The organism is Modicisalibacter muralis (assembly GCF_900102945.1).
GTDB classification, from domain to species: domain Bacteria; phylum Pseudomonadota; class Gammaproteobacteria; order Pseudomonadales; family Halomonadaceae; genus Modicisalibacter; species Modicisalibacter muralis.
This window is the reverse complement of sequence record NZ_FNGI01000005.1, coordinates 156,751-170,007: the sequence shown is the minus strand read 5'-3', so window position 1 is coordinate 170,007 and position 13,257 is coordinate 156,751. Positions and strand designations below refer to the sequence as shown.

10 protein-coding genes are annotated in these 13,257 nt (G+C 60.6%); 8 read left to right on the top strand and 2 right to left on the bottom strand.

Annotated features, from left to right (window positions below; translation table 11 throughout):
* Positions 1-50: 50 nt before the first annotated feature.
* On the top strand, positions 51-1,421 hold the full coding sequence (gene accC / locus BLR92_RS10800) for an acetyl-CoA carboxylase biotin carboxylase subunit (protein ID WP_089728396.1): 1,371 nt from the start codon (positions 51-53) through the stop codon (positions 1,419-1,421).
* A 51-nt stretch (positions 1,422-1,472) separates the two neighbouring features.
* Here accC and BLR92_RS10795 read toward each other — a convergent pair whose 3' ends face one another.
* Together BLR92_RS10795 and BLR92_RS10790 are read right to left on the bottom strand one after the other, a co-directional pair.
* Positions 1,473-2,393, bottom strand: a complete 921-nt coding sequence (locus BLR92_RS10795) for a LysR substrate-binding domain-containing protein (RefSeq protein WP_089728393.1) — start codon at positions 2,391-2,393, stop codon at positions 1,473-1,475.
* A gap of 585 nt (positions 2,394-2,978) precedes the next feature.
* Positions 2,979-3,641, bottom strand: a complete 663-nt coding sequence (locus BLR92_RS10790) for an EthD domain-containing protein (protein WP_089728391.1) — start codon at positions 3,639-3,641, stop codon at positions 2,979-2,981.
* Between the two features lie 547 nt (positions 3,642-4,188).
* Here BLR92_RS10790 and BLR92_RS10785 point away from each other — a divergent pair.
* The 7 genes from BLR92_RS10785 (at position 4,189) to BLR92_RS10755 (ending at position 13,167) form a co-directional block, all read left to right on the top strand.
* Positions 4,189-5,754, top strand: a complete 1,566-nt coding sequence (locus tag BLR92_RS10785; protein ID WP_089728389.1) for an acyl-CoA carboxylase subunit beta — start codon at positions 4,189-4,191, stop codon at positions 5,752-5,754.
* Between the two features lie 81 nt (positions 5,755-5,835).
* Positions 5,836-6,057 carry a biotin/lipoyl-binding carrier protein gene (locus BLR92_RS10780; RefSeq protein ID WP_089728386.1) on the top strand — a complete coding sequence of 74 codons (222 nt, stop codon included), beginning with the start codon at positions 5,836-5,838 and terminating at the stop codon, positions 6,055-6,057.
* Between the two features lie 70 nt (positions 6,058-6,127).
* Entirely contained in the window at positions 6,128-8,356 is a 2,229-nt protein-coding gene (locus tag BLR92_RS10775; RefSeq protein WP_175488786.1) for an acetate--CoA ligase family protein, read from the top strand.
* On the top strand, positions 8,353-9,411 hold the full coding sequence (locus BLR92_RS10770) for an SDR family oxidoreductase (RefSeq protein WP_089728382.1): 1,059 nt from the start codon (positions 8,353-8,355) through the stop codon (positions 9,409-9,411). Before BLR92_RS10775 ends, BLR92_RS10770 begins: the two co-directional genes overlap by 4 nt.
* Before the next feature lie 23 nt (positions 9,412-9,434).
* Positions 9,435-10,214, top strand: a complete 780-nt coding sequence (locus BLR92_RS10765; protein ID WP_089728380.1) for an enoyl-CoA hydratase-related protein — start codon at positions 9,435-9,437, stop codon at positions 10,212-10,214.
* On the top strand, positions 10,204-11,775 hold the full coding sequence (gene paaH / locus BLR92_RS10760; protein WP_245704176.1) for a 3-hydroxyacyl-CoA dehydrogenase PaaH: 1,572 nt from the start codon (positions 10,204-10,206) through the stop codon (positions 11,773-11,775). Before BLR92_RS10765 ends, paaH begins: the two co-directional genes overlap by 11 nt.
* Positions 11,776-11,793: 18 nt before the next feature.
* A complete protein-coding gene (locus BLR92_RS10755) occupies positions 11,794-13,167 on the top strand; it encodes an MmgE/PrpD family protein (protein ID WP_089728377.1) in 1,374 nt (457 codons plus the stop codon).
* Positions 13,168-13,257: the final 90 nt, after the last annotated feature.

Here is a 13,257-nt window from a genome sequence, read left to right as displayed (position 1 = left end):
CTCACATACTGTTTCATACACTACTACGGTCGCCGTTACTAGGAGGAATTATGCCAATCAAAAAAGTACTCATCGCCAACCGCGGGGAAATTGCCTTGCGTGTCATCCGCGCCTGCAGGGAGCTGGGGATCGGCTCGGTGCAGGCCTACTCTTCGGCTGATAAGGACTCTTTGCCGGTGCGCCTTGCCGACGAGAGCGTGGAGATCGGTGGGCCGCAGGCCACCGAGAGCTACCTGAAAGGTAGTACTATCATCGCTGCCGCCAAGGAGTTCGGTGCCGATGCCATTCATCCCGGCTACGGCTTTCTCTCCGAGAACCCTGATTTCGCCGAGGAATGTGCTGGTGCTGGTCTAGCCTACATCGGCCCACAGGCCTCGATCATCCGGGTGATGGGCGACAAGGCGGCGGCCCGTCGGCTGGCCGTAGAGGCGGGGGTGCCGGTGACGCCGGGCTCCGACGGGCCGGCGGCCGATTCCGAAGCGGCGGTCGAGGTGGCGCGCTCTATCGGCTTCCCGGTACTTATCAAGGCCTCCGCGGGTGGTGGTGGCCGTGGTATGCGGGTGGTGAAGAATGAGGACGAACTGCGCGAGGTGTTCGAGCGTGCCTCGCATGAGGCGGCCGTAGCCTTTGGTAGCGGTGCGGTGTATGTAGAGAAGTACCTCGACAAGGTGCGTCACATCGAAGTGCAGGTGTTCGGCGACGGCGAGCGTGTGGTGCATGTGGGCGAACGTGATTGTAGTATCCAGCGTCGGCACCAGAAGCTGGTCGAGGAAAGCCCGTCGCCAGCCGTTGACGAGGCGATGCGGGAGCGTATTACTACTGCTGCCCGCCGTCTCGCAGAGCGGGTCAACTACCGCAGTGCCGGTACCGTGGAGTTTATCGTCGATACCGCCACCAATGACTTCTATTTCATCGAGATGAATACCCGCATTCAGGTCGAGCACCCGGTGACGGAGGAGGTTACCGGGCTGGACCTTATTAAAGAGCAAATCCGGGTAGCCAGCGGTGAGTCAATGTCGCTGTACCAGGAAGATATCAAATTCTTCGGTCACGCCATCGAGTGCCGGATCAATGCAGAGGACCCCGACAAGGGCTTCATGCCGCGCCCGGGCAAGCTCGAAGAGTTCACGGTGCCTTTGGGGCCCGGGGTGCGCGTAGACAGTCATGCCTATCCGGGCTATGTCCTGCCGCCGTACTACGACTCGCTGCTGGCGAAGGTGGTGACTCGCGGCCAGACTCGGGAGGAGGCCTTGGCGCGAATGCGGTGTGCGCTCGCAGAGTTTCAGATCACGGGCGTGCCGACCACCATCGGTTTTCATCAGCGCCTGCTGAATGAACCGGCCTTCCTAGAGGGTAGAGTCCACACTCGCTACCTCAAGGAGGAAATGTGGGCCGGGCATCCTATGCAAGAGATGTTGTAAGAGCATTTTATGCTGCGCGCAACGGTTCCGCCCCGCCGCGCGCAGCATGGGCTACAGAGTCTCATGGCTCTCCTCGAAGGCCCGTGCCTGTTCCCGCACCACCTCGATGAACTCGTCCACCAGCTGCGAACGCGGCCGCTGTATCGGTAGCAAAACCCCGAAATCGAATCCGATTATCGGCCGGAACGGTTTCATTACCAGACCTTTGCCATCCAGCGCACTAGCGGTGAACGGATCGACGATGGATACGCCCAAGCCGGCGGCGACGAGATTGCAAATAGAGGCGCCGGACTGGGTCTCAATCCTCATCTGTTTGCGCTGTACCCCCAACCCCGCGAAGGCCTGATCCACCTTCATGCGCAGGATCGTGTCTGAGATGATGGAGATGAAGTGCTCTTCGGCGAGATCCTCCGCACGGACCATGGGCTTATCGCAAAGGCGGTGGCCCGGTGGCAGGACGCAGACGCCGTTGACGCTGGCCAGGTGGAGTAGGTGGGCAGAAGGGTAGTCCACCGGGAAAGTCACTAATGCGACGTCAAACTGCTGCGCGTCCAGCCATTTGGGCATCTCGCGCTTGACGACTATACGGATTGATACCCGAATATCTGGACGTTGCTCTTGGAATTGCGCCAAGACTTCCGGTAGGAGTCGTTGTGCCATCGGCGTGGAGACGACAATGCGTAGGTGGCCACCCTCAAGCAGCTTGATGTTCTTCATGACGCTACTGAGGTGATCCAAGCCGCTGTAGACCTGTTCGACCTCATGCAGCAAGGCCTCGGCCTCAGGGGTGGGGTAGAGCCGGCCATTCTGACGAATGAAAAGGCGAAAATCGATGTACGATTCCAGGTTCTGAAGCAGGCGGCTGACTGCCGGCTGGGATACATTCAGCAGGCCTGCGGCTTCACTGGTCGATCCGGCAATCATCACCGCGCGGAAGGCGTCGATCTGCTTGAGATTTACCCGTACCGCCATAATAGGTTCCTAATCTGTATCTATGCGGTTAGCTTTCGGTCGCTTTCTATAACCAGCGACGCCCTGTTGTATAACAAAATCAAATAGAAAAATAATTAGCATGCAATTTATGCATGCTAAGCTCAGTTGAAACTGGACACAAGCCGCTTGCGCTGTGCGATCGACCCCTCAGTCAGGATGGTTGTCGCTCCCTCTGATACCCTCTCGTAAGAACCCAAGGGGCGATAGGAGTAGTCGTTCATGCCTCGCTACTCCGAGGAACGGGGATAAGCCGTGGTGGTCAAGCTGCTGCCATCCATAACCTCAGCGCCAGTGAGGTCTCCGAGCAGGAAGGTATCTTGGTGGCAACTATCTACAATTAGCGCAAGGAAGACAGCTACATCGCCTCGGTATCAACGGCTCGCCGAGGCAACCCGGCTCGCTGGAGCGGCAAGACCCATAACTGAGAGCCGATCAAGATAGTCTCGCTCAATCCCGAGCGGGAGCGGTAATGACGCTGGCCAAGAAGGCGGCGTAAAAACATGATCGGGCACGACAACTACTTGATCCAGCATCTTTTTGCTGACTCAGCCATCGATCCCATTCTCAAACGGTCTCTAAGGAATTGCCTAGTCCGCCGCCCATCTTGGGCTCGACGACAACGCTCTGTCTGACGATTACCGACAGCAGTGCCGCCTCATCTCCTCCTTGACGATGTGCGACCAAAGCCTCCTCTACACTTGGATATGGTGTTTGCCTGATGACCGAGGGCTGGACGCCGTGCCAACCGGAAACGTTTACGACGATATCTTCCCAGTATGCCGTCGGAGCATCCCCAGCCTCTGTCATGGCTGGACGGTGATTGGAAAGGAACTGCACCAGCTTGGTCGCGCCGCTCGGCAAGCCTGTCGACCCAGTTCCCCTCCGCGCGACCAAGATGAAAGCTCTTCTTGAAGCATCAAGCAGGCAGCGTTCGTCCGCGAGAATGACGTCTTGATAGTACTTGCTCGTTGTCGCGGCCGACATTGCCATCTGCGATGCGAATTCCACTTCGGAGAAGATGTCAAAACCCGTTTCGCCCAGAATCGGCTGCTCGTTAGCTTCCAAGACAGCGTGATTTTGCACATAGGATGAGAGGTCGGGGACACGTGAAAACAGGTCAGCGTGCCGTCCGGCCCAATATGTCTGCGCCGCCAACGGTGAAAGCCGGGATATACGCGGCGAAAGTCCAAACCGGATTAATCGTGGGCTGCCTTGCAAATCGTTCATATCCTCATTCTCCTTGAACGAAACCGCATCCCATATCGGTGTGGCAACCAGCCAAAAATTACCAGACACCGAATTTCGTTAATGTACCAAACTAGCAAAAAATTGTTGCAATGAATCGGCAACAAAGCGTTCCCACCCTATGTCACCTTCAATGCGGACGGATACCCAGCGTCAGGAGAGGTAGGCAGGGTGGCTTATTCTGTTGATTGATCACGACCAATATCTCAATCGTCACGAGTGGATGCGTCATGATCGATCCTACCTAGGAGCTTTTTTCACAACCAGAACCTGACGTCACCGACCCTATAAAGAAAATGCATAAAAGGATGATTACTTTATATTTGATCGTATAACAAGGCAGGTAAACAATGAATCCTACTCTTCTGCTCTTCGGGTATTGCCCGAACCAGCACCGGCGAAAGCCACCGAATAAGATTTCGCGAAGGGTTTGCAGCCGAAGCAGATGCTAGGCGTCCGCCATCACGAGAATGGCGTCGGTAGGTCGAAGCGGCGCAGCCGTCGCCTTCGGCTCCCATGGCTGCTTCGCATGTATGGCACCTCAACGCACTATTGGAGCAGATCTGTGAAATTCAAAGCACAACTGGAAGAGCTAGAGCAGCAAACTGCTGCTGCCTTGGCCATGGGGGGCGAGGCCAAGCTGGCGGCGCGGCGCGAAAAGGGCGTGCTGAACGCCCGTGAGCGGCTAGACGTGCTGCTCGACAGCGACAGCTTCTTTGAGTCTGGCATGTTCGCCAAGGGAATCCGACCGCAAGTGCGTCATAAGACTCCGGCCGACGGTAAGATCGCCGGCTACGGCCGGATCGAGGGCCGCGAGGTTTCCGTGGTCTCCAATGACTTCACCACGATCGGCGCTTCCAGCAGCGCCATCAACGGTAAAAAGATTCGGCACATCCGCGAGGTTGCTACCGAACGTGGTATGCCCATGATTTTTCTCGGCGAATCCGCCGGCGCCCGAATGCCGGATCGTATGGGCGCGCCCGGTCGCGCCATGCTGGGCCAGGATCCGGCCGAGTATCAGCGTCGTCGCCAGACTCCCTGGGTGTCGGCGCTGCTCGGGGACTGTTACGGCTCGTCGACCTGGTACTCCTGCATGTCAGACTTCGTGGTCATGCGTAAGGGCGCCACCATGGCCGTGGCGAGCAGCCGGGTCACCTCCATAGCTATCAATCAGGAAGTCGACCCCGAGGAACTCGGTGGTTGGCGTCTCCATACTGGCACCACCGGAATGGTAGATATTGCAGTCGACAGCGATGAGGAGGCTTTGAAGGCGATCCGCACCTTCCTCAGCTATCTGCCCTCAAGCGCCAAGGAGGCGCCCCCGCGTGTAGAAGTTCCCGAGGGATCCGATGCCGCGGCCGAGCGCATTCTCGAGGTGCTCCCGGAGGAGCGCAACTCCGTCTATGACGTACGCGAGGTCATCCGAAGCATCGTCGATCGCGACAGCTTCTTCGAGCTCAAGGCTCGCTTCGGCAAGTCGGTGAGCACTGGCTTGGCGCGAATCGACGGTCGCTCTGTCGGCGTAATCGCCAACAACACAAAGTTCAAGGGCGGTGCCATCGACGTCGATGCCATGCGCAAGACCACCAGCTTCATGGTGATGTGCGACTCCTTCAACATTCCTATCGTGTTCCTAGTGGACCAACCCGGCTTTCTGATCGGTGTGGATGGTGAGAAGCGTGGCGCCCCGGGTCGCATCATCAACTGGATGAACGCTATCAGTCTGGTCAGCGTGCCGAGGATCTCGGTGATTATGCGCAAGAGCTACGGCCAGGCCTATCTGAACATGGGCGGCGGACGTAACTCCGACGAGGTGCTGACTTGGCCCACAGCCGACCTGGGCTTCGTCGACCCGCACCTGGGGGTGCACATGCTCTACGGTGTCAAGAAGGAAGATGATCCGGAGCGCTTTGAGGAATGCCTGAAAGAGCTCCAGCAGGACTCTTCTGCCTGGGCCCTGGCCGAGCTCTACGAAACACACGCCGTTATCGATCCGCGCGAGACACGCAGTTCGCTCAAACGCCTACTCGATGTTCACGCCGGCGACGGGATCGTTGGCCGCCACGACCTTTCGGTCTGGCCGACCAGCTACTGATTCAAGCGATTTCAAGGTCCAACGGCCCGCTCCGCACCAGCGGCTGCGGCAGTACCGGCAGATGCAGATAAGGAAACGAGCATGGCAGAACTAGAAGTCAAGAGCGACATCACCGGCACCGTCTGGAAAATCCTCTCCAAAGAAGGAGATGAGATCCAGGAGGACGACACAATGATAATACTGGAGTCCATGAAGATGGAGATTCCCCTGAGTTCGACAGAGGACGGTGTTATCAAGCGGATCGTGGTCGCCGAGGGAGACGCGGTGGCCGAGGGCGACCTAATCCTCGTGCTCGAGGTTTGAAGATAGACGGGAAGAGGTGATGCAGATGGCGAGCCAAAGGGCCCGAATCGAACAGAGTGTGGAGACGGACTTGGCCGCGCTGCTGCAGCAACAGCGCGAGGCCGGCAACTTGGCGCTGGACGAAAAGGCCGGCAAGGCGGCACTGGCCGCATTCGGCATCAACGTGCCGTATTCTGCTGTGGCGGGGGCCGACCCCGCAGCTGCGGCCGATGCCGCCTGCGGCTTTGCTGGGCCTTATGTGGTCAAGGTGCTTTCCTCTCGCCCTCTGCATAAGAGCGATCTGGGTGGGGTGCGTCTGGGTCTGCGGGATCCAGAAGCCGTAGCCGAGGCGGCTGAGGAGATTCTCGCCGACTGGACCGGCGACCGGTCCTGGATCGAGGGTTTCCTAGTCGAGCAAATGGCGTCAGCCGGACAGGAGTTAGTGATCGGCGGCTTCGTCGATCCTCAGTTCGGGCCCATGATCATGGTCGGTCTCGGTGGCGTCTTCGTTGAGATCTTCGCCGACGTGGCCTTCCGAGTCTGCCCCATCCAAGAGCCGGATGCCCGTGAGATGCTGGAGGAGTTGCGCGCGCTGCCTATCCTCCGTGGCGCGCGAGGACGTACGCCAATCAGCGAAGAAGCGCTCCTCGATGTGCTTATGAAGGTTGGTGGCGAGGGCGGCCTGCTCATGCAACTCGGTAACGACCTGCAGGAGTTCGACATTAACCCGCTCATCGTCGGCCCCGACTCGGCGGTTGCGGTGGATGCTCGCCTAGTCCTGGCCTCGAGTCGGCGCCCTTCCGACGGCCCGCGGCCGACCCTGCCGTCCAGCTTCGAGCCGCTGTTCGCGCCCAAAACCATCGCCGTCGCCGGCGTTTCCAGTTCGGGCAAGGGCGCAGGTAACCGCTTCATCAACAATCTGCGCCGGCTCGACTTCCAGGGCGATGTCTACGTGATCCACCCTAGCGCCGACAGCGTGGCGGGGCTACCGGCCTACCGCAGCCTGGCGGAGACGCCCAAGCTGGTGGATTATGCATATGTCGCGGTGCCGCGCCAGGCGGCTCCCGAGCTGCTAGCCGGGGCTCAAGGGCGGGTCGCCTTCGCCCAGGTAATGACCAGTGGCTTCGACGAGCATGGCGAGGGGCCGGGGTCGCAGGCCGAGCTTCTCCAAGCCGCGCGGCGTGGATCGGTACGGGTGCTCGGCCCGAACTGCTTGGGCACTTACAGTCCCCGGGGGCGGATTACTTTCGCTGAAACCGAGTTCGGTGCCGACGCCGCCGGCTGCGTTGGGGTAGTGTCCCAGAGCGGTGGTTTCGGCGTCGATCTGGTTCGGCGTGGTCAGATGCGCGGCCTGCGCTTCCGCGGTCTGGTCACCGTCGGCAACAGTATCGATTTGGGCCCGAACGACCTGCTGGAGCACTTCATCAACGACAAGCAGACGCGAGTCATCGGGATGTACCTGGAAGATATCAGCGACGGTCGCCGCTTCGTGGAGCTGCTACAGGCTAGCCAGGGTCGCAAGCCCGTGGTGCTGCTCAAGGGTGGGCGTACCGAGCAGGGGCAGCAGGCGGCCGCGTCGCATACCGGCTCGCTCGCCGGAAACGCGGCAGTGTGGAAGGCGGTGGCCGGACAGACCGGCTGCGTGCTGGTGGATACGGTGGAAGAGTTGATCGAGACCTTGATGCTATTCCAAACCCTGGAAGCCAACCTGGCACGGCCGACTCGGCGACTGGTGCTGTTCGGTAACGGCGGTGGTGCCAGCGTCGTCGCCAGTGATGGCTTCGCCGAGCGTGGCTTCGAGCTTGCCCGGTTCGCGGACGATACCCGAAAACGCCTGATAGCCCTGGAACTACCCGACGGTGCCAGCGGCAGCAATCCCATCGATCTGCCTGCGAACGCGTTTAACCGCACTGACGGTCGAGTGGCGAACGACATCCTCGCCGCGTTGAAAGGCGACTCGGGCGTCGACGCCATCATCGCTCACTTCAACCTGCCGGTGCTGCTGAGCTACCGTGAAAGCGACATGGTGAAAAACATGATCGACGCCTGCATTGCCCATCGAAGTGCGAACGATGGAGATCAGGCCCACCTCATCCTAGTGCTGCGATCCGACGGCTCTGCCGAGGTGGATCAGGCGCAGCGGGAGCATCGGCATCGGGCAATCGCCGCCGGCATCCCGGTCTTCGACGACTTCACCACAGCCGGCCGGGCGCTGGCGGGGCTGGCACGCTACGAGGACCGATCGGCACGCCGTAACGACCCGATCGAGCCCGAACGGGCACCTTCGCATACAGCTAGCGACGGGGGGAAGTTGCCATGAGTGACTCTCGTAAGGTTGCCCTGGTCGTCGGCGCCAGCGGCATTGTCGGCCGCGCGGCATTGGCGCACTTTGCCGCCGCGCAGGACTGGCAGGTGCTGGCTGCTGCTCGGAGACCGCCTGCGGACAGCGCAAATGTCCGTGCCTTGTCGCTGGACCTGCTCGACGCGGAGGATTGTCGATGCAGGCTCGCCGAGCATCCCGAGATTACGCACGTCTTCTTCACTGCTCACCTCAAGGCTGCCTCTGCGGCGGAGGAGGTAGGGCCGAACCTGGAGATGCTGCGTAACCTGGTCGATGCCCTGGAGGCTGAGGTTCCGGGTTTCCAGCATATCAATCTCATGCATGGCCAGAAGTGGTACGGCAACCACCTGGGGACGTACCGCACACCGGCGAAGGAAGACGATTCGCGGCACATGCCGCCTAACTTCTACTACGACCAACAGGATTTCATCGTCGCGCGCCAGCGTGGCGCAAATTGGACCTGGTCCAGTCTGCGTCCACAGGCGCCACTGGTGTTCTCGCTCGGCAGTCCAATGAACCAGCTTCTGGTCCTCGCCATCTATGGCTCGATCTGCAAGGAGCTGGGTCTGCCGCTGCACTTCCCGGGCTCGCGCGGCTGTTACGAGGCCCTTTATCAGATAACCGATCCGCAGCTGCTGGCTCGTTCCATGGAATGGGTGGCCACTCAGCCGCAGTGCGCCAATCAAGCCTACAACATCACCAACGGCGACCTGTTTCGCTGGAAGAACCTATGGCCGCGGCTGGCTCAATTCTTCGGCGTCGAGCCGGGTGAGGTACAGACCCTCTCGTTGGAGCGACAGATGGCGGACAAGGGCCCGCTGTGGGAGCGGATCGTCCATCGCCATGGCCTGGCTGAGCATCCGATAGATAAGTTGGTCGACTGGCGCTGGGGAGACTTCATCTTCAACAGCGCCTACGACAACGTTTCCTCCACCGTGAAGCTGCGCCGCTCCGGCTTCCACGACTGCCGCGACAGCGAAGAGTGTTATTTGGAGGCCTTAGAACAACTGCGTCGGGAGCGAATCATCCCCTGAATAGTGAGCGATCGAGGTAGTCCATGCGGGAACGACAAGACATCAAGGTGGAAGGGCCGGAGGTGGGGGTCCTTTGCCTGCGGCTGAACCGTCCGGAGGTGCGCAACGCTCTGCGCACCCAGACTCTCAGGGAGTTGGCGGACTTATTGGAGGCCGCAGCGGCCGATAACGCCGTGCGCGCCGTGCTGTTGCTCGGCGACAAGCGTGCCTTCGCCGCTGGCGCCGATGTGCGTGAGATGGCCGAACTCGACCCTGTGGGGGTTTGGCAACATGAGCGTCCGCGCCAATGGGAGCGGATTGCTCGTTTCCCAAAGCCGTTACTGGCGGCCGTCAACGGCTACTGCCTGGGTGGGGGGTGCGAGCTGGCCATGCATGCTGACATCATCCTTGCCGGCGAGGGCGCATGTTTCGGCCAGCCGGAGATCCGGCTCGGCATGATCCCGGGCGCTGGCGGCACTCAGCGCCTGATTCGCATCGTGGGTAAGGCGTTGGCCTCGCAGATGGTGCTCAGCGGTGAGCCAATCGATGCCGCCACCGCGCGTGAGCGAGGGCTGGTGGCCGAGGTCGTCGAGGCGGAGCAGGTCGAGCCTCGAGCACTGGAGCTTGCGCGCAGCATCGCCGAACGACCACTGTTGGCGGTGCTGGCGGCCAAGGAGTTGCTGCAGCAAAGCTTCGAGACCAGCCTCAGCGTTGGCCTCGAGGCGGAGCGGCGCAGTTTCGCGCTGCTCGCCGCCAGCGACGACCGTAACGAGGGCATCGCCGCTTTTCTCGAGAAACGACGCCCAAACTTCCATGGCCGATGAGCTAACGCCGCTGCTGGAGAATGCAAACATGCAGGCATTGGATAGTAAGCAGGTCATCGCCGTAATCGGCGCTGGAACCATGGGTGCCGGTATTGCTCAGGTGGCTGCCCAGCGAGGGCACCCAGTGCGCATCTTCGATCTTGCCGAAGGGGCGGCAGCCAAAGCCATCGACAGCATAGGTGAGCAGCTCGCACACCGGGTAAGTCGCGGCAAGATCAGCACTGAGGAGTGCGCTGCTGTGTTGGCGAGACTGAGCCCGGCCGCCGAGCTCGATGCGGTGGCCGGCAGCGCGCTGGTGATTGAGGCCATCGCCGAGCGCCTCGACGTCAAGCAGTCTGTATTTCAGCGCCTGGAGATTATCTGTGGCCCCGACTGCATCCTCGCGACCAATACCTCCTCATTGTCAGTCACCGCCATTGCCGCCGCACTGGGGCATCCCGAGCAAATGGTAGGTATGCACTTCTTCAATCCGGCACCGGTGATGCAACTGGTCGAGGTGGTCAGTGGTCTCGCCACCTCAAAGGATGTGGCGCAGCGGACCTACGAGACCGCCGCTGCCTGGGGGAAAAAACCGGTGTTGGCACGCTCCACCCCCGGCTTCATCGTCAACCGCGTCGCCAGACCCTTCTATGCTGAGGCTCTGCGCCTGCTTCAAGAGCAGGTTGCCGAGCCGGCCACCGTCGACGCGGTAATGCGTGAGGCCGGCGGTTTCCGCATGGGACCGTTAGAGCTCACTGACCTGATTGGCCAAGACGTCAATGCGGCAGTGACCCGTTCGATGTTCGAGGCCTACCACTACGATCCTCGCTACAAGCCCTCCCTGATTCAGGAAGAACTGGTATCGGCGCAGCGGCTTGGACGCAAGAACGGTCGAGGCTTCTACGACTATGGCGAAGACGCAACCCGCCCAGAGCCAGAAACCGCCGCCAGCGCGCCGAAGCCGGGGCAGGTCTTGGTGCGCGGTGCTCTCGGTCCCGCCGCCGCGCTGCTCGAGCGGCTGCAAGGCTGCGTCGAGATGGAGCGCACCGAGGGCACTGGCTATATCGAGGTCGACGGCGTGCGGATCGCCCTGAGCGATGGTCGCACAGCAACCGCGCGGGCGACGGCCGAAGGTGTCGACGATCTCGTGCTGTTCGATCTGACGCTGGATTATGCTGCGGCCACTCGTATTGCACTGAGCGCCGCCGATCAGGCCAGCGATACGGCCTGCCGGGCAGCCACCGGTCTGTTTCAGGCTGCCGGCTTCGCTGTAAGTTGGGTCGACGACGCCCCCGCTCTGGTTCTCTTGCGTACCGTGGCGATGCTTGCCAATGAAGGCTTTGAAGCCACCCACCACGGCGTTTGCTCGGCCGCGGCAGTGGACGAGGCGATGTGCTACGGCACCAACTATCCGCGCGGACCGATTGCCTGGGCCCAGCAGCTCGGTTTGGCTTACATACTGCGGGTACTGGAGAACTTACAGGCCGCCTACGGCGAAGACCGTTATCGTCCAGTGTTGAAACTTCGCCGTCTTTCGGCCAGCACGTTGCGTGACACTCAGAGTGAAGCAGCCAGAGTCTAGTTTATTGATGGAGGAACCATGAATATTACGAGAGAGATTGCGAAGCGGACCGTGGAAACGAGCTTCCAAGACCTGCAGGGTGGGGACGTCGAATACAGCAAGACGCTGGCTATGAGCGCCTTGGGTGCCATGATCGCCGGGCCATACTGCCCAGGAGGCGATATCATTACGCGTTACGTAAAACGCGCGGGAGGAACGAAGGAAGCCACCGTCCCCGGTGCCGGCTTCAAGGCTCCGGTAGAAATGGCTGCGCTCGCCAGCGGTACCTATGCCCACGCCACAGAATATGAGGACGATAGCTTCCCCGAGGCGGTATCGAGCTACACCCTTTTCCCTGCGATCCTGGCCTTGGCCGAGCATCTCGGCTCCAGCGGCAAAGAGGTCATCGAGTCCTTCGTTCTCGGCTATGAAGCCCAGGCCCGCATTGGCCTCGCCTGCCGTCCAGCGCGTAAGCAGGGCTATATGGTCCTGAGCTTGGCCGGCTCGATCGGCTGCGCAGTCTCCGCGGCCAAACTTCTCGGCTTGAATGCATCGCAGACAGCTAACGCGATCAGTATCGCTGCTTCCCAGGCCAGCGGGATCGGCTATCAGACCGGCACTATGGCGCATATCATCGAAATGGGTTTTTCGCCTCGCAACGGTCTGACCGCGGCGCTGCTGGCTAACGACGGCTTCACCGGTAAGCAGGACGTGTTGGAGGCGCCGCGCGGGTTATTCAATATGATCACCTGCGGCCAGGTAAGCGAGCCGGAACGGATCCTGCTCGATTGGGGCAAGCCATACCGGATCAATGAGGTGGGGATCAAGTTTTATCCCTGCTGCTATCACCTGCAGCGTCTAATCGAGACCACTCTGGAAGTGAAGCAGGAGATGGGGCTGGCGGCCGACGATATCGAGGAGATCGTGGTCCACGTCAACGCCTTCTTCCCGACGGTGGTCCAGCACCCGGAACCTGCCAACGAGATCGAGGCCCAATTCAGCCTGCCGCATGTGCTTGCCATCGCCATGCTGGAGGAGCGGGTGATTCCGGCCGGTTTCGCAATGGATAAGATAAAGGATCCGGCCTTCGCCGACTTCCGCACCCGTGTCAAGACAATAGTGCACGAGGAATGGGGCTGGAACCCGCATGGCTGGGTGCCGGAGATTATCTATCGTCTGCGCGACGAGCACGAAGTCGTGCGGCGGCCGGAGCGAGTGAGGGGGCAGCCGCCGGAGCTGCTGGGTTTCGACGAATGCATCCCTAAATACCGCGGCTGCGTCGAAGGAGTGCTTGCGGAGGCGGATATCGCCCGCTCCATCGATCTGCTGAAGGACTTGGAGCAGTGCGAGGATATGGGGGAGCTAATGCGCACGGTCGCAGAAGCGAGCGCGAAGGGCGTCAGCGCGGGTTGAGCCGTTGCCGCTTACGCTACCGAGAACGATTAACTATGCCCATCTGGGCTGCAACGCAAGGTACATGGTTATGTCGACTAGAACTGGATT